The following is a 15,199-nucleotide window of genomic DNA, read 5'->3' as shown; positions in this document are numbered from 1 at the left end:
CCGATGCCGTCATGCGCCAGGGCCGTGGCGCGTGCGGCTGCCTTTCTCCCGTTTCGCGGCTTTTTCGGCCTTTTCGGGCGACGGCTCGTTTGCGATAAATGCGATCAGATCGTTCATGCTCCTGCCCGTGCCGTGCGGCGTCACGCCCAGCTCTTCCGCGGGCGCGCCCAGACGGTTGAGCCAGAACACCGTGTAGCCGAACCAGTTCGCGCCGCTCGCGTCCCAGCCGTTCGACGACACGAACACGATATCGCGCGCCGTAGCGCCGAATGCCGCTGTGCCGAGCGCGTAGGTCGCGGGCGCTGGCTTGAACGTTCGTACGGCGTCCACCGACAGCACGTGATGGAACAGTCCGGACATGCCCGCGCTCTTCACGGCGATATCGAGCATTTGCGGATTGCCGTTCGAGAGAATCGCGAGGCCGATCTTCAGCTCGCGTAGCCGCCGCAACACGGGCAGCACGTCGGGGAACGCGGACAGGCAGGCATACTCGTCCATCAGGCGCTTTTCGCCTGCCGCGTTCAGCGAAAGACCGAGCTTGCGCGCGGCAAAGCGCAGCGCGTCGAGCGTGATGTTCCAGAACGGCTGGTAGTGCGCCCCGGCGGGGTCGGCGGCCGTGCGCAACTGCGCGTATTCGATCTGTTTTTGCCGCCACAACTGCGAGAGCGCGTCGCCGTGGCCCGGAAACATCTGCTCCGCTGCAGCGACGACGGAATGTACGTCGAACAACGTGCCGTAGGCGTCGAAGATCACCGCTTTCAGGTGCTGCGTGGAAGAGAGTGTCGTTGTGGCCGACATAGCCGTGCGCTCCATCAGAGGTCGGAACCGATTTTATTCGTAACTCCCGATGATAAAAAAGACGGTAAAGATCACTTGATCTTTTACTTTCATCAACCTAATCTAACGCGCATCTCCTTTTTTGTGCGCGACCGATGCGCCCGCTCACCCGCAGATGGACCGTTTCAAGCAGATCGAGACCTTCGTGACCGTCGCGGCGCGCGGCAGCCTGTCGGCGGCAGCGCAGGCGGAAGGCGTAGCGCCTGCCATCATCGGGCGCCGTATCGACGCGCTCGAGGAACGCCTCGGCGTCAAGCTGCTCGTGCGCACCACGCGCCGCATCACATTGACCTACGAAGGCTCCGCCTTTCTCGAAGACTGTCAGCGGATCATTCACGACATGCAGAACGCCGAAGCGAGCGTGTCGGCGGGCGGCGTCAAGGCGAGCGGGCATTTGCGCTTGTCGGCGCCAGCGGGCTTCGGCCGCAGACACGTCGCACCGCTCGTGCCTGCGTTCACGGTGGCGCATCCCGACGTGTCGATTTCTCTCGACCTGTCCGACCGCATGGTCGACCTCGTCAACGAAGGATTCGATTGCGCGATCCGGCTCGGCGAACTTCCGGATTCGTCGCTGGTGTCGTTGAAGCTCGGTGAGAACCGGCGTGTCTGTGTCGCGTCGCCGGCCTATCTCGCGCGACGCGCGGCGCCGCAGACGCTCGCCGATCTCGCGCACCATAACTGTCTCGCGCTTGGCGCGAGTGCGAACCAGCAGCGCGGCTGGGTGTTTCAGCAGGGTGACAAGGTCGTGACGATCAAGGTATCGGGCACGATGGAATGCTCGGACGGAGCGGTGCTGCACGAGTGGTGCCTGGAAGGCTACGGGCTTGCATGGCGCTCGTGGTGGGAAGTGGGCGCGGACATCGCGGCGGGAAGCCTCGTCAGCGTGCTCGACAACCATGCGGCGCCGCCCATCGGCATTCACGCCGTGTTTCCGCAGCGGCGGCATTTGCCGTTGCGCGTGCGTCTTTTCCTCGATTTTCTCAAGCATACCTACGGCAACCCGGCGTACTGGATCTGACGGCGGCGGCTCGGACCGCGCACGGGTTTCCGATATGCGGACATGCCCGCAGGCAAGGCTTGCACGACATTCCGGCGCACTACAATCGTTCTGACAGCCCGCTGCGCGGCGTTGCGACCGCTGCGGCGCAGGCGCTTGCGCGCGTAGGTTCGCAGTCTCGTTCGTGTTCGTGACGACACCGGGCGACGGGCGATACCCGCGTGCATTCCACACCTGCAGTCGACGACGGAGGGCATCATGTTCAAGCACATCCTCGTTCCGACCGATGGCTCGGACCTGTCGAAGAAGGCGATCGACGGCGCAATTGATCTCGCTCAGGCCGTCGGCGCGCGCGTCACCGCCTATGCGTGCCTGCCGCAATATCCGTACTCGCCGTTTTCCGAAGTCGTGATCGAGCCGCCTGTCGATTTTCAGGACCGCAGCGAGCGCGAGGCGCGCCAGCATCTGCAGGAGGTCGAGGAAGCGGCGCGGGGGGCGGGCGTCGAATGCACCAGCCAGACCAGCGTGCATCCGTCGCCGTATCTCGGCATCATCGAAGCGGCCGAGCAGGGCGGCTGCGACGTGATCTTCATGGCGTCGCACGGGCGGCGCGGCCTCGGCAGTCTGCTAATCGGCAGCGAGACCCAGCGCGTGCTCACGCATACGAAAATTCCGGTGATCGTGTATCGCTAGCCCCAAAACAAACCGCGCGCCAGCGATCACTGGCGCGCGTTTTCCGAAACGAAGGGACGGGCCCACTCGCGACGGGCGGCGCCGCGCGAGAGATGGCCAGTCGTTCCAGCTGGTTCAGCCGTTTCAGGCGACCTTCTTGTCGAAGAATTGCTCGTCTTCCGTCGAGCCATGCAGTGCCGTCGTCGATGCTTCGCGCTCGACCGTCTGCGTGACGGCGTCGAAGTAGCCCGTGCCCACTTCGCGCTGGTGCTTGACGGCCGTGAAGCCACGTTCGGCAGCGGCGAACTCCGCCTGCTGCAGTTCGACGAATGCGCTCATCTGCTGACGTGCATAGCCGTGCGCGAGGTTGAACATCGAGTAGTTCAGTGCGTGGAAGCCGGCCAGCGTGATGAACTGGAACTTGTAGCCCATCGCGCCGAGTTCCTTCTGGAACTTCGCGATCGTTGCGTCGTCGAGGTTCTTCTTCCAGTTGAACGACGGCGAGCAGTTGTACGACAGCATCTTGCCCGGGAATTGCTTGTGGATCGCCTCGGCGAATTTCTTCGCGTACTCGAGGTCCGGCTTGCCCGTCTCGCACCAGATCAGATCGGCATACGGCGCGTACGCGAGACCGCGCGACACGGCCTGCTCGAGGCCCGGCTTGGTGCGGAAGAAGCCTTCCACCGTGCGCTCGCCCGTCAGGAACGGCTTGTCGTTGTCGTCGACGTCGGACGTGATCAGGTCGGCTGCTTCGGCGTCCGTACGGGCGATCAGCACGGTCGGCACGCCCAGCACGTCGGCGGCCAGACGTGCGGCCGTCAGCTTCGCGACGTTTTCGCGCGTCGGCACGAGAACCTTGCCACCCATGTGGCCGCACTTCTTCACCGACGCCAGCTGGTCTTCGAAGTGCACGCCGGCCGCGCCCGCTTCGATCATCGCTTTCATCAATTCGAACGCGTTCAGCACGCCGCCGAAACCGGCTTCCGCGTCCGCGACGATGGGTGCGAAGTAGTCGATGTAACCTTCGTCGCCCGGATTCTTGCCTTCCGACCATTGGATCTGGTCGGCGCGCGTCAGTGTGTTGTTGATGCGCTTCACGACCAGCGGCACCGAGTTCGCCGGATAGAGCGACTGGTCGGGATACATTTCGCCCGCCACGTTGGCGTCGCCTGCGACTTGCCAGCCCGACAGATAGATCGCCTTGAGGCCCGCCTTCACCTGCTGCATCGCCTGGTTGCCCGTGAGCGCGCCGAGTGCATTCACGAACGGCTCCTGATGCATGTCGCTCCACAGCTTTTCGGCGCCGCGGCGTGCGAGCGTGTGCTCCGGCTGCACCGAGCCACGCAGACGCACGACGTCTTCCGCCGTGAAGCCGCGCTTGATGCCTTTCCAGCGGCTATCCGATTCCCATTGTTGCTGAAGCTGCTTTGCCTGTTCGTTGCGCGTCATGGTGTGCTCCTTTGTGCCTTGAAGTAGGTTCGAATGGACTCGTGGCTTCGACGAAGCGAGGGCGCCTGAGGCGTTTCGGTTCGCGAAGTCTTATATAAGAGTCTAGGCAAAAGGTTGTAGGCGGGCCAGACGCGGCTCACGCTTTTTAGTTGATTTTTATTCTTTAGTTTTCAATGACTTGACATACGTATTTCGCAATGAGAAACGGAATTTTCCATCTTGCAATCGCGCTTCTTGTGCCACGCAGCACGATTTTTTACGACGCAAAAAAATTTTTCATATTGTGAAAATACGCGCGAGGCAAAAAAAACCGACGCCGAAGCGTCGGTCTTCCTGATTCAGTGCGACTTTCGCAGAGACTTAGTCGCCGCGGCGCGAGTTGCGTGGGCCGTCGTTGCGACGTGCGCCGTAGCCAGCGTCGCGCGAATAGCCGCCTTCGCGGTTGCCGCGATAGCCTTCGCTCCGATAGCCGCCTTCACGCGAGCCGCTGTTGTAGCCGCCTTCGCGGTTGCCGCCTGCCGGCTTGTCGCCCCAGCTACGGCCGCCACCATTGCCGCCGTCACGCGCGCCATAACCGCCGCGATTGCCGTCGCGCGAGCCGTAGCCGCCGCCGTTGCCCTCGCGCGAGCCGTAGCCCGCCGGCTTGCCGCCGAACCGGCGACCGCCGTTGCCGCCGCCAGGACGGCCACGGCCGCCGAAGCCGCCACGACCGCCGGCGGGCGGTGCCCTGCGCGGCTCGAAGCCTTCTACCACGTTGACGGGCAGCGGAGCACGCACGAAACGCTCGATACGCTTGAGCGCGCCTTGCTCCGCGTGATGCACGAGGCTCACCGCGGTGCCCGAACGGCCTGCGCGGCCCGTGCGGCCGATACGGTGCACGTAGTCTTCCGCGAACTTCGGCAGATCGTAGTTGAACACGTGCGTAATGCCGGGGATGTCGATGCCGCGCGCGGCGACGTCGGTTGCGACCAGCACGCGCACACGGCGCTCGCGCAATGCGCGGATCGTGCGGTTGCGCGCGCCTTGCGGCAGGTCGCCGTGCAGCGCGGCCGATTCGAAACCGGCGTCGGCGAGACGGCCGGCGAGCATGTCGGCGTCGCTCTTGGTCGCCGTGAAGACGATTGCCTGATCGAGGCCGGAGTCACGCAGCAGATGGTCGAGCAGGCGATCCTTGTGATCGCGATCATCGACGTAATGCACCGTCTGCGCGATGTTCGTGCGCTGTTCGATGTGCTGCTTGATCTCGATACGCTCCGGTTCTTTAAGCAGACGGCCCGTCAGCGAGCCGATCTTGCCGTCGAGCGTGGCCGAGAACAGCATGGTCTGACGCGAAGCGGGCGTTGCGGCGACGATCGTGTCGATGTCGTCGATGAAGCCCATGTCGAGCATGCGGTCGGCTTCATCGAGCACCAGCATCTGCAGCTGCGACAGGTCGATACGGCCGCGCTCCAGATGGTCAATCAGTCGGCCCGGCGTGGCGACGAGAATTTCGGGGTTCTTTGCCAGCAGCATCAGCTGCTGGCCGTACGCGACGCCTCCCAGAATGCTGACGGTGCGCAGACGGCGCAGGTGCTTGCCGTACGTGGAAGCAGCCGTCGTCACCTGCATTGCGAGTTCGCGAGTGGGCGTAAGAACCAGCAGGCCCGGACGTGCGACCGGCTGCGGACGGCGGCCGCGGCCGCCGGCATTGTTGTCGCGCGGCTCGCGCGGCTGGCTGGCCTGCACTTTTTGCAGCTGCGCGAAGCGTTCGATGGCGGGCAGCATGAACGCCGCCGTCTTGCCCGAACCCGTCGGGCTCGAGACCAGCAGGTCGCGGCCCGCGATGCCGGCGGGAATGGCGCGCTGCTGCACGGGCGTCGGCGATTTGTAGCCGGCTGCTGTCAGCGCAGAGACGATCTCCGCCGACAGACCCAGCTCAGCGAACGTCGGGCCGGTCGGTTCGGTGGCTTGCACGGCCGTTTCCGGCGTGTCGAGACCGAGGGCTTGATCGGCGATGGCGTTCAGCGGGCTGGAGATATTGCTCGAAGTCATGAGAATCCTTGAAACATGGGAAGTAACACGTCGGCGCCAATCGGCATACCCAAGTCGTCGGATTCAGCGAGCAAAAAATCAGCGAGCAAATCGAAAAACGGGGGCAACTCGCGACAATAAAGGCGAGTTTCTCGTTAGAAGCTGTATCGAATGCGACAGGCCGGAATTGGCTTGCCGCCAGCCTGGACTTGCGGCCCGGGGGGCCTTGCAGGAGGGGACAGGTTCTAAACTGGATTGGAGCAAAACGCTACGAGGCGCTTTTCCCACCCACGCTGCCGGAGCGAACCGGACACGAGCGGTGAAGCGCAGGCGACATTATATCGATTTTTGCTGCACCGCGCCACCGTTAAGAACCTTCCCAGTGAAACTGGCCGATTTGTGAGAAGAATGCAGAGGTGCTGGCCTCGAAACCCTTGGTTCCCACTCGCGGCTACCGATAACCGATCAGGCAGCCGTACCGTTTTTTAGCGCTTCGACCAGTTCGACGTATTGCTGCTTCGCTATGTCGGGAGCCGTGCCTTGCAGCGCGGCCCACGCATCGTACTTGTACTTGCCGACGATATCGGTGAACCCCGGCTTGTCGCCGTGCACGTCGCCATCGGTGGCCTGTTTGAAGAGCGCGTACAGGCGCAGCAGCGTGAGATTGCCCGGACGCTCCCGCAGTTGCTTCACGTCGTCCTGTGCCTGGACGAAGAGACCATTCACGTCGCTCATCGGATCCTCCATGCTTGATTCGGGATAGGGCGTCGATCATAACAAGCAGGATGCGGCGCGCGGTCGCACGAAGCTCGAGCGATCCTTCCAAACGCTGAGCGTGGCAGTGCGTTCACGTTGGGTTGTGTTCGCATCCGGCGACGCAGGGTGCCGCATTACAATAGCGGTCATGACGAAAACCGTGCTGCTTGCCCTCGATACTTCGACCGAATTTTGCTCGGTCGCACTCCTGACCGCCGAATCCGCCAGCGATGCGTCCCCGGCCGAGGCGGACGCGCCTGCTCCGGAACGACGCGTGTGGGTACGCCATGAAGAGACGGGCGCCGTTTCGAGTACACGCCTGCTGCCCGCCATCCGTGAACTGTTCGAAGAAGCGGGCCTCGCGCTGGCCGACTGCAACGCGATCGCATTCGGCGCGGGGCCGGGGTCGTTCACCGGCCTGCGCACTGCAACGGGCGTCGCGCAAGGTCTCGCGTTTGGACTGAATTGCCCCGTGGTTCCCATCGGCACGCTGCTCGTATGCGCTGAAAGCGCGCGCCTGCGCGATCCGTCGGCGGCGCGCGTGCTTGCGGCGCTCGACGCGCGCATGGACGAGGTCTATTGGGCTGACTACGCGTGGGACGAGGGCGCGGGCGAGTGGCGCACGGTTCATCCCGCATCGCTGGCTGCACCGGACGCACTGCCCTGTCCCGATCAGCCGTTCACGCTCGCAGGCAATGCCGCGGCTGCGTTCGGCGAACGTCTCAAGGCGACAGCCGCCGCACGCCATGTCGACCGGGAAGCTGTTCCGCACGCGCTGCCCCTGGCGTTCGCGGCACTGCGGGCATTCCGGGCCGGCCGTACGCTGCCCGCCGATCAGGCCGCGCCGGAATACATCCGCGACAAGGTTGCGCAGACCACGGAAGAGCGCATGGCTGCCAAGGCTGCGCAGTCGGCTGCCGTGTCGTCGGGACAGCCGGGCCATGCAGGCCGGTCCACTCGCGCCGCGCACGACGAGGGCGCGCGATGAGCGGCGTGCTGCTGGCGGACCGCTATATGTCGCCGATGACGGAAGGCGATCTCGACGAGGTCGCGGTGGTGGAGAAGCTCGCGTACGAGTTTCCGTGGAGCCGGGGCAACTTCGAAGACTCGCTGCGCAACGGCTATTTCGGCGTGTGTCTGCGGCACGTGACGGGCACGCTGATCGGCTATTGCGTGCTGATGCCCGTGGTCGACGAGATGCATCTGCTCAATCTGTGCGTCGCGCCCGCCGCGCAGCATGCGGGCGCCGGTCTCGCGTTGCTGCGCGAGTCCGTGCGCATCGCCCGCAGCGAAAAGCTCGCGGGCATGCTGCTCGAAGTCCGGCCGTCGAATCATCGCGCGATCAAGCTATACGAGCGCTTTGGATTCACATCGATCGGCCGTCGCAAGAACTATTATCCGGCGCGGCATCGCAGCCGGGAGGACGCCATCGTCATGCGTTTCAGTTTCGTGAAGGAGGGCGCAGATGGCGCTGCATGAATCCGCGCTGGAAGAACTCGGTCTCGCGCCGATGTGGGTGCGCCGGGCGGGCGCACCTGACGCGGCAGTCGACGCGCAAGCGTCGCATGGCGATGGCGAAGTCGCGGCGAACGTAGCACGGGCCGCGCCCGTTGCATCGACTGCCGATGCCCAACGGCCTGGCGACGACGCGGCGGTGTCGGGCGAAGCGCAATCGGATTCCCGCTTTTCGAACGCAACAAGCGAGCCGGCCGCCAGCCCTGAAAGCGCACGTGCGGAAGTCGAAGCCGCACCGGGAGGCGCACGTCAGTCGCGCCGCGCATCGCCGCCGCCCGCACCCGACGAAGCACCGCCTTTCCCCGACGACGATTTCGCGTGGTTCGACGATCTCCCTGCCGGACCGCCGTCAGATCTCGAAGCGAATACGAGCGAGCCGGTGCAGCCGGGCATCGACACGCTTGACTGGGCCGCACTCGAAGCTCGCGTATCGGCTTGCGAGCGTTGCCGTCTGTGCGAGCGGCGCACGAACACCGTATTCGGCGTCGGCGATCGCGAAGCCGACTGGATGCTGATCGGCGAAGCACCCGGAGAGAACGAGGACAAGCAGGGCGAACCGTTCGTCGGTCAGGCGGGCAAGCTGCTCGACAACATGCTGCGCTCGCTTGGTCTTGCACGCGGCACGAATGTGTATATCGCGAACGTGATCAAGTGCCGACCGCCCGGAAACCGCAATCCGGAACGGGACGAAGTGGCGCGCTGCGAGCCTTATCTGCAGCGCCAGGTCGCGCTCGTGAAGCCGAAGCTGATTATTGCGCTCGGCCGCTTCGCTGCGCAGAGCCTGCTGAAGACGGAAGCCAGCATTTCGTCGCTGCGCGGACGCGTGTACGAGTACGAAGGCGTGCCTGTCGTCGTCACCTACCATCCCGCGTATCTGCTGCGCAGCCTCGGCGACAAGGCGAAGTCGTGGCAGGACCTGTGTCTCGCTCGCGATATGTGGCACAAGGCGAGTACAGAAGGGGATGCTGCGACATGACGGAAGCCGCCGGGCCGACCGTTTCGTTCGAGGCGCCGTCATCGGCCCGGCTCGATGCGCTGTCCGACGCCGCCGTGCGAGACATCGCGTGGCTGCTGTTCAGTCCCGATCTGTTGCGCGCGCAACCACCCGCGGGCGCGCTCGCGAAGCCGTTCGAATCGCCCGACGAAGCCGCCGCGGCGATGGCCTGGCTGGAAGCGCAGGATGCCGACCCTGCTGGCCTGCATCGCCATATCGATGCGGCGCGTGTGACGCGACTCGGCCGCTATGCCGAATGTCTGCTCGCGTGGTTTCTGAAGCACGGCCCCGCCGCACGCCTGATCGCCGCGAATGTCCCGCTGCGGCGTGCGGGCGTGACGCTCGGCGAATGCGATTTTCTTGCCGAGACGCGGGCGGGCCGGCGGCTGCACTGGGAGCTGGCCGTCAAATGCTATCTGCACGCGGGCGACGGCCGGGGCGAACTCGCCGACTACGTGGGCCCGAATCTGCAAGATCGCTTCGATCTTAAGCTCGCGCATCTGCTCCACCATCAGCTGCGGCTTAGCGCACGCGAGGAATTCGCATCGCTCGGTCATCGCGGACCGTGGGATGCGCAGATGTTCGTCAAAGGGTGGCTGTTCTACCGCAACGGACGCGCCGAGCGAGACCCCGCCGAAATCGAACCGGCGCACGCGCGCGGCTGGTGGACGACGCGTGCAGAATGGACGGAGTTTTCAGCGGGCCATGCCGACGCATGGATGGTGCTGCCGCGCCTCGAATGGCTTGCGCTGCGTGTGCGTCACGCAGGTGGCGCGTCACCTGAGGCAACAGGCGGTGCGAGTCACGCAGCGAGCTTCGTATCGGCGGACATGCTCGCCCAGCAACTCGCGGGACAGACGGGGCCGGCAATGGTGGCGGCGTTCGTCGAGCACGCCGCGGGACAATGGAGCGAGCGCTCGCGCGGCTTTATCGTGCCCGACGACTGGCCTGAGCAGGCTCACGCGTTTGCACGTCAGTCGACGCGCCGTCCCTAGAGGCACCCGCTCGCGCCGAAGCGACGCGTTACCACCAACGATAGAAATGATGCACGGGCCCGACGCCGTGCCCGACGTCGAGTCGTCCGCTCTGCTCGAGTGCGCCCGTCAGCCATTGCTTGGCATCCGCGACGGCGCTTGCCAGATCGTTGTGCTGCGGAATCAGTGCCGCGATAGCCGACGACAACGAGCACCCCGTCCCATGCGTGTTCTTGACGGGCACGCGCGGACCGGCGAGGCGCATCGTGCCGCTTTCCTGGATCAGCCAGTCGGGGCTGTCGGTGGCGGCGAGATGGCCGCCTTTCATCAGCACCGCGCGTGCGCCCAGCTTGCGCAGGGCTTCACCCTGATCGACCATCGCGGCTTCGTCCCGCGCGCTCGACGTGCCGAGCAGCGCGGCCGCTTCCGGCAGATTCGGCGTCAGCAGATCGGCGAGCGGCAACAGTTCGCTGCGCACGGCATCGACGGCTTCGGGCGCGAGCAGCGCATGATTGCTCTTCGAGATCATCACCGTGTCGAGCACGACATGCTTCGGCTTGTGGCGGCGCAACGCATCCGCGACGGCGAGCACGATCGACGCATTCGCCAGCATGCCGATCTTCACCGCGTCGATGCGGATGTCGTCGAACACGGCGTCGAGCTGCGCGCTCACGAACGCGGGCTCGGGTGTGTGGATGGCCGTCACGCCGCGCGTGTTCTGCGCCGTCAATGCGGTGATCACGCTCGCGCCATACGCGCCGAGCGCGGAGAATGTCTTGAGGTCGGCCTGGATGCCGGCGCCGCCGCCGGAATCGGAACCGGCGATCGTCAGGACGTTGGGAATCGGTCGGGTCATGGCAAAGCCTGCAAAGCGGGGCGCGCATGCTGCGCGCACAGAAGATTGCGAAGAGAGGGCGCGGCAGTGCGTGCGCGCGTTAGTGCCGCGCTTCGCCGATCAGCGACACGGAGTCGAACGTGCGCTGGTTCGCCTGATGGCGGCGCATTACCAGCCACATCATCACGCACACGAACGTGCCGAACAGCACGATCACGATGGCGACGGGCACGTCGAGCCACACGAGCACGGCATACAGGCACAGCATCACGAGCACGGACAGGTTTTCGTTGAAGTTCTGCACGGCGATCGAGTGACCGGCCGACAGAAGCACGTGTCCGCGATGCTGTAGCAGCGCATTCATCGGCACGACGAAGAAACCCGACAGCGCGCCGACGACCATCAGGAAAATATAGGCGAAGATCAGATAACCGGGGATGTGCATCCTGCCGAAATAGATGCCCCAGTGCGACGGAAACAGATGCTTCGTATAGAAGGCCATCAGCATCACGGCAATGCCCATGATGATGCCGACGGGCAGCACCGACAGCGACTTCTTCAGCGGCACGCGCGCGGCCGCGATCATCGCGCCCGCCGCGACGCCCACGGCGACGACGGCCTGCAGGATCGCGCCTTCTGACAGCGACATGCCGAGCGACACTTCGGCCCACTTCAGCACGATGAACTGCAGCGTCGCGCCCGCGCCCCAGAACAGCGTCGTGACAGCGAGCGAGATCTGGCCGAGCTTGTCGCGCCAGAGCACGACGAAACAGTCGGCGAAGTCGGTAATGAGTCGGATGGGACCGTGTTCCTGGCGCGGATAACGGGCGCCCGTGTCGGGAATGCGCAGATTGAACAGCGCGGCGATCGCGTAGATCAGAATGATGATCAGCATCGCTGCTTCGGCAGGCGTGTGGATCGCCGGGGGCGTATGCTTGATGATGTGCGACGCGATATGCGGGCTGATCAGCGCGCCGCCGAGCACCGTGCCCAGAATGATCGAGCCGACGGTCGTGCCCTCGATCCAGCCGTTCGCGGCGACAAGCCGGTCAGGCGGCAGCAGTTCGGTGAGAATGCCGTATTTGGCGGGTGAGTAGGCGGCGGCGCCGAAACCGACGATGCCATACGCAAGCAGCGGATGCGCACCGATCAGCATCGTGAGGCAGCCGACCACCTTGATCGTATTGGTCACGAACATCACACGGCCCTTCGGACGAGAGTCCGCGAAGGCGCCGACAAAAGCCGCGAGCACGACGTACGACAGCACAAAAAACAGCTTGAGCAGCGGCGTCATCCAGTTCGGGGCGTGAAGATCTTTCAGCAGTGCAATAGCAGCGATCAGAAGCGCATTGTCGGCCAGCGAGGAGAAAAACTGCGCGGCCATGATGGTGTAAAAACCTTTTTTCATCTGATGCGATGCTTTCCTCGCTGCGGTCTGTCCGCCCCGGCCGTAAGGTGTGCGTCCGGGCTTATTCCGTTCGAAATGGGTTGTGCGCACGGCTTTATATCATGAAAATAGTCGAATCCCGACTAGCAGAATCCTTGATCGCATTGTCGAGCTTGCCATCGGCGCGTTGCAAACACGCTGTAAGCTACTGATTCGCCAATGTCTTTACGAAAATATCCCATGCCGCGCCCAGTCTCAGCCACGATTCACACTGCCGCTCTCGCCAATAATCTCGCTGTCGCCCGTCGCTACGCGCCGAAGTCCAAGATCTGGGCTGTCGTCAAGGCCAATGCGTACGGTCACGGACTCGCGCGGGCATTCCCAGGCTTGCGCGCAACCGACGGCTTTGGTTTGCTCGACCTCGAAGAAGCGGTGAAGTTGCGTGAATTGGGGTGGGCGGGGCCGATTTTGTTGCTGGAGGGCTTTTTCCGGCCCACCGATATCGACGTCATCGACCGTTATAGTCTGACCACGGCGCTGCATTCGGACGAGCAGTTGCGCATGCTGGAAATGGCGCGCCTGTCCAAGCCCGTCAATATCCAGTTAAAGATGAACAGCGGCATGAACCGCCTCGGCTATACGCCGGAGAAGTTCCGTGCAGCCTGGGAACGTGCGCGGGCCTGCCAGGGCGTCGGCCAGATCACGTTGATGACCCATTTCTCGGATGCCGACAGCGAGCGCGGCATCTCGCATCAGATGGAAGCATTCGAGCGTGGCGCACAGGGCATTGCGGGCGCGCGCAGCCTCGCCAATTCGGCCGCCACGCTGTGGTATCCGGAAGCGCATTTCGACTGGGTGCGCCCGGGCGTGATGCTGTACGGCGCGTCGCCGTCGGGCGTAAGCTCGGCGATCAAGGACACGGGCCTGCAGCCGGCCATGACGCTTGCTTCGGAACTCATCGCCGTGCAGACGCTCGCGCAAGGGCAGACGATCGGCTATGGCTCGACCTTCACGGCGCGCGAAGGCATGCGCATCGGCGTGGTCGCGTGCGGCTATGCGGACGGTTATCCGCGCGTCGCGCCGGAGGGTACGCCCATCATCGTCGACGGCATCCGTACGCGCATCGTCGGTCGTGTGTCGATGGACATGATCACCGTCGATCTCACGCCTTGCCCGCAGGCGAACGTCGGCTCGCGTGTGGAGCTGTGGGGCGCCCAACTGCCCGTCGATGACGTCGCGCAGTCGTGCGGCACGATCGGCTACGAGCTTGTGTGCGCCGTCGCGCCGCGCGTGCCCGTACGAGCCGAGTGACACGTGCCTCTATCGCACTTCGCGAGGCGCACCTCGCGCCGCACATAACGAACAACGACATGTAACGAAACAAGTTGGCTAAACAGAAAACGTTGTACACCTGCACGGAATGCGGCGGGCAGGCGCCGAAGTGGCAGGGCCAATGCCCTGCCTGCCATGCGTGGAATACGCTCGTCGAAACGGTCGCGGAATCGCCCTCCGCGCACCGCTTCCAGTCGCTCGCGAAGAATCAACCCGTGCAGCGGCTCGCCGATATCGAAGCATCGGATGTGCCGCGCTTTACCACCGGCGTCGGCGAGTTCGACCGCGTGCTCGGCGGCGGGCTGGTGGCGGGCGGCGTGGTGCTGATCGGCGGCGATCCCGGCATTGGCAAGTCGACGCTGCTGCTGCAGTCGCTCGCGCAGATCGCCAGCGAGCGGCGAGCGCTCTACGTCAGCGGCGAGGAATCGGCCGCGCAGATTGCGTTGCGCGCGCAACGGCTGTCCCTGCTCGAACCGGGTTCGCACGCCACCGAGCTGAAACTGCTCGCCGAAATCCAGCTCGAAAAGATCCAGGCGACGATTGCCGAACAAAAGCCCGACGTCGCCGTCATCGACTCGATCCAGACCATCTATTCAGAAGCGCTGAGCTCCGCGCCGGGCTCGGTGGCGCAGGTGCGCGAGTGCGCGGCGCAACTGACGCGCGTCGCCAAGCAGTCGGGCACGGCCATCATCATGGTCGGCCACGTGACGAAAGAGGGCGCCCTCGCAGGCCCGCGCGTGCTCGAACATATCGTCGATACCGTGCTGTATTTCGAAGGTGACACGCATTCGTCGTTCCGCCTCGTGCGCGCGTTCAAGAACCGCTTCGGGGCGGTCAACGAGCTCGGTGTGTTCGCGATGACGGAACGCGGCTTGCGCGGTGTCGCGAATCCGTCGGCGTTGTTCCTGTCGCAGCACGAGCAGATCGTGCCGGGCTCATGCGTGCTGGTCACGCAGGAGGGCACGCGGCCGCTGCTCGTCGAAGTCCAGGCGCTCGTGGATGCCGCCAACGTGCCGAACCCGCGCCGGCTGGCCGTCGGTCTCGAACAGAACCGGCTCGCGATGCTGCTCGCCGTGCTGCACCGGCACGCAGGCATCGCGTGCTTCGATCAGGATGTGTTCCTGAATGCCGTGGGCGGCGTGAAGATTACGGAACCGGCTGCCGACCTCGCCGTTCTGCTCGCGATTCATTCATCGATGCGCAACAAGCCGCTGCCGAAAGGTCTGATCGTATTCGGCGAAGTGGGGCTGGCGGGCGAAATCCGGCCGTCGCCGCGCGGCCAGGAGCGTCTGAAGGAAGCCGCCAAGCTCGGGTTTTCGATTGCGCTGATTCCGAAGGCAAATGCGCCGAAGCAAGCCATCGACGGCTTGCAGGTGATCGCCGTCGAGCGCATCGAGCAGGCGATCGACCGGATCCGCACGCTCGAATAACCGGGCCTAGA

Annotated in this window: 14 protein-coding genes; 8 read left to right on the top strand and 6 right to left on the bottom strand. The window is 64.5% G+C overall.

Annotated elements, in window-relative coordinates; translation table 11 throughout:
* Positions 1-9 precede the first annotated feature (9 nt).
* Positions 10-798: a haloacid dehalogenase type II gene (locus BPHY_RS06955; RefSeq protein WP_012400767.1), complete on the bottom strand. Its 789-nt coding sequence runs from the start codon at positions 796-798 to the stop codon at positions 10-12.
* Positions 799-952: 154 nt separating this feature from the next.
* Between BPHY_RS06955 and BPHY_RS06950 the strand changes: the two genes are divergently transcribed.
* Together BPHY_RS06950 and BPHY_RS06945 are read left to right on the top strand one after the other, a co-directional pair.
* Positions 953-1,855, top strand: coding sequence for a LysR family transcriptional regulator (locus BPHY_RS06950; RefSeq protein ID WP_012400766.1), 903 nt, complete (start codon positions 953-955; stop codon positions 1,853-1,855).
* Between the two features lie 237 nt (positions 1,856-2,092).
* Positions 2,093-2,527 (top strand): universal stress protein, encoded by a 435-nt coding sequence (locus tag BPHY_RS06945; RefSeq protein ID WP_012400765.1) that lies wholly within the window; start codon positions 2,093-2,095, stop codon positions 2,525-2,527.
* Positions 2,528-2,650: 123 nt separating this feature from the next.
* On the opposite strand, the gene aceA is transcribed toward BPHY_RS06945, so the two are convergent.
* From aceA to BPHY_RS06930, 3 genes are all read right to left on the bottom strand, one after another.
* Positions 2,651-3,955: an isocitrate lyase gene (aceA, locus tag BPHY_RS06940; protein WP_012400764.1), complete on the bottom strand. Its 1,305-nt coding sequence runs from the start codon at positions 3,953-3,955 to the stop codon at positions 2,651-2,653.
* A gap of 360 nt (positions 3,956-4,315) precedes the next feature.
* Positions 4,316-5,986 (bottom strand): DEAD/DEAH box helicase, encoded by a 1,671-nt coding sequence (locus tag BPHY_RS06935; protein WP_012400763.1) that lies wholly within the window; start codon positions 5,984-5,986, stop codon positions 4,316-4,318.
* A 444-nt stretch (positions 5,987-6,430) separates the two neighbouring features.
* Entirely contained in the window at positions 6,431-6,700 is a 270-nt protein-coding gene (locus tag BPHY_RS06930; protein WP_012400762.1) for an acyl-CoA-binding protein, read from the bottom strand.
* 169 nt (positions 6,701-6,869) lie between these two features.
* Here BPHY_RS06930 and tsaB point away from each other — a divergent pair, with 169 nt between their 5' ends.
* Genes tsaB through BPHY_RS06910 form a run of 4 tightly spaced genes read left to right on the top strand, consistent with a single transcriptional unit; the run spans position 6,870 to position 10,225 of the window.
* Entirely contained in the window at positions 6,870-7,709 is an 840-nt protein-coding gene (gene tsaB, locus BPHY_RS06925) for a tRNA (adenosine(37)-N6)-threonylcarbamoyltransferase complex dimerization subunit type 1 TsaB (RefSeq protein WP_012400761.1), read from the top strand.
* A complete protein-coding gene (rimI, locus tag BPHY_RS06920; RefSeq protein ID WP_012400760.1) occupies positions 7,706-8,200 on the top strand; it encodes a ribosomal protein S18-alanine N-acetyltransferase in 495 nt (164 codons plus the stop codon). Before tsaB ends, rimI begins: the two co-directional genes overlap by 4 nt.
* On the top strand, positions 8,187-9,212 hold the full coding sequence (locus BPHY_RS06915) for a uracil-DNA glycosylase (protein WP_012400759.1): 1,026 nt from the start codon (positions 8,187-8,189) through the stop codon (positions 9,210-9,212). The genes rimI and BPHY_RS06915 overlap by 14 nt, the downstream gene beginning before the upstream one ends.
* Positions 9,209-10,225: a DUF1853 family protein gene (locus BPHY_RS06910; RefSeq protein WP_012400758.1), complete on the top strand. Its 1,017-nt coding sequence runs from the start codon at positions 9,209-9,211 to the stop codon at positions 10,223-10,225. The genes BPHY_RS06915 and BPHY_RS06910 overlap by 4 nt, the downstream gene beginning before the upstream one ends.
* Before the next feature lie 28 nt (positions 10,226-10,253).
* On the opposite strand, the gene thiD is transcribed toward BPHY_RS06910, so the two are convergent.
* Together thiD and lplT are read right to left on the bottom strand one after the other, a co-directional pair.
* Positions 10,254-11,060 carry a bifunctional hydroxymethylpyrimidine kinase/phosphomethylpyrimidine kinase gene (thiD, locus tag BPHY_RS06905; RefSeq protein WP_012400757.1) on the bottom strand — a complete coding sequence of 269 codons (807 nt, stop codon included), beginning with the start codon at positions 11,058-11,060 and terminating at the stop codon, positions 10,254-10,256.
* Positions 11,061-11,139: 79 nt separating this feature from the next.
* Positions 11,140-12,447, bottom strand: coding sequence for a lysophospholipid transporter LplT (gene lplT / locus BPHY_RS06900; protein WP_012400756.1), 1,308 nt, complete (start codon positions 12,445-12,447; stop codon positions 11,140-11,142).
* A gap of 219 nt (positions 12,448-12,666) precedes the next feature.
* Here lplT and alr point away from each other — a divergent pair, with 219 nt between their 5' ends.
* Complete coding sequence (gene alr / locus BPHY_RS06895) at positions 12,667-13,737, top strand: alanine racemase (protein WP_041763400.1); 1,071 nt, start codon at positions 12,667-12,669, stop codon at positions 13,735-13,737.
* A 74-nt stretch (positions 13,738-13,811) separates the two neighbouring features.
* On the top strand, positions 13,812-15,188 hold the full coding sequence (gene radA, locus BPHY_RS06890) for a DNA repair protein RadA (RefSeq protein WP_012400754.1): 1,377 nt from the start codon (positions 13,812-13,814) through the stop codon (positions 15,186-15,188).
* Positions 15,189-15,199: the final 11 nt, after the last annotated feature.

This window comes from Paraburkholderia phymatum STM815, from assembly GCF_000020045.1.
GTDB lineage: Bacteria > Pseudomonadota > Gammaproteobacteria > Burkholderiales > Burkholderiaceae > Paraburkholderia > Paraburkholderia phymatum.
Note: the sequence above shows the minus strand (reverse complement) of the source record. Positions and strands in the feature narration are given on the sequence as shown.

Bases quoted from the DNA above. Each gene is read 5' to 3' on its own strand.
- BPHY_RS06910 (WP_012400758.1), top strand. From the start codon at position 9,209: ATGACGGAAGCCGCCGGGCCGACCGTTTCGTTCGAGGCGCCGTCATCG.
- BPHY_RS06945 (WP_012400765.1), top strand. From the start codon at position 2,093: ATGTTCAAGCACATCCTCGTTCCGACCGATGGCTCGGACCTGTCGAAG.
- BPHY_RS06955 (WP_012400767.1), bottom strand. From the start codon at position 798: ATGTCGGCCACAACGACACTCTCTTCCACGCAGCACCTGAAAGCGGTG.
- tsaB (WP_012400761.1), top strand. From the start codon at position 6,870: ATGACGAAAACCGTGCTGCTTGCCCTCGATACTTCGACCGAATTTTGC.
- alr (WP_041763400.1), top strand. From the start codon at position 12,667: ATGCCGCGCCCAGTCTCAGCCACGATTCACACTGCCGCTCTCGCCAAT.
- rimI (WP_012400760.1), top strand. From the start codon at position 7,706: ATGAGCGGCGTGCTGCTGGCGGACCGCTATATGTCGCCGATGACGGAA.
- BPHY_RS06950 (WP_012400766.1), top strand. From the start codon at position 953: ATGGACCGTTTCAAGCAGATCGAGACCTTCGTGACCGTCGCGGCGCGC.
- thiD (WP_012400757.1), bottom strand. From the start codon at position 11,060: ATGACCCGACCGATTCCCAACGTCCTGACGATCGCCGGTTCCGATTCC.
- BPHY_RS06915 (WP_012400759.1), top strand. From the start codon at position 8,187: ATGGCGCTGCATGAATCCGCGCTGGAAGAACTCGGTCTCGCGCCGATG.
- BPHY_RS06930 (WP_012400762.1), bottom strand. From the start codon at position 6,700: ATGAGCGACGTGAATGGTCTCTTCGTCCAGGCACAGGACGACGTGAAG.
- lplT (WP_012400756.1), bottom strand. From the start codon at position 12,447: ATGAAAAAAGGTTTTTACACCATCATGGCCGCGCAGTTTTTCTCCTCG.
- aceA (WP_012400764.1), bottom strand. From the start codon at position 3,955: ATGACGCGCAACGAACAGGCAAAGCAGCTTCAGCAACAATGGGAATCG.
- BPHY_RS06935 (WP_012400763.1), bottom strand. From the start codon at position 5,986: ATGACTTCGAGCAATATCTCCAGCCCGCTGAACGCCATCGCCGATCAA.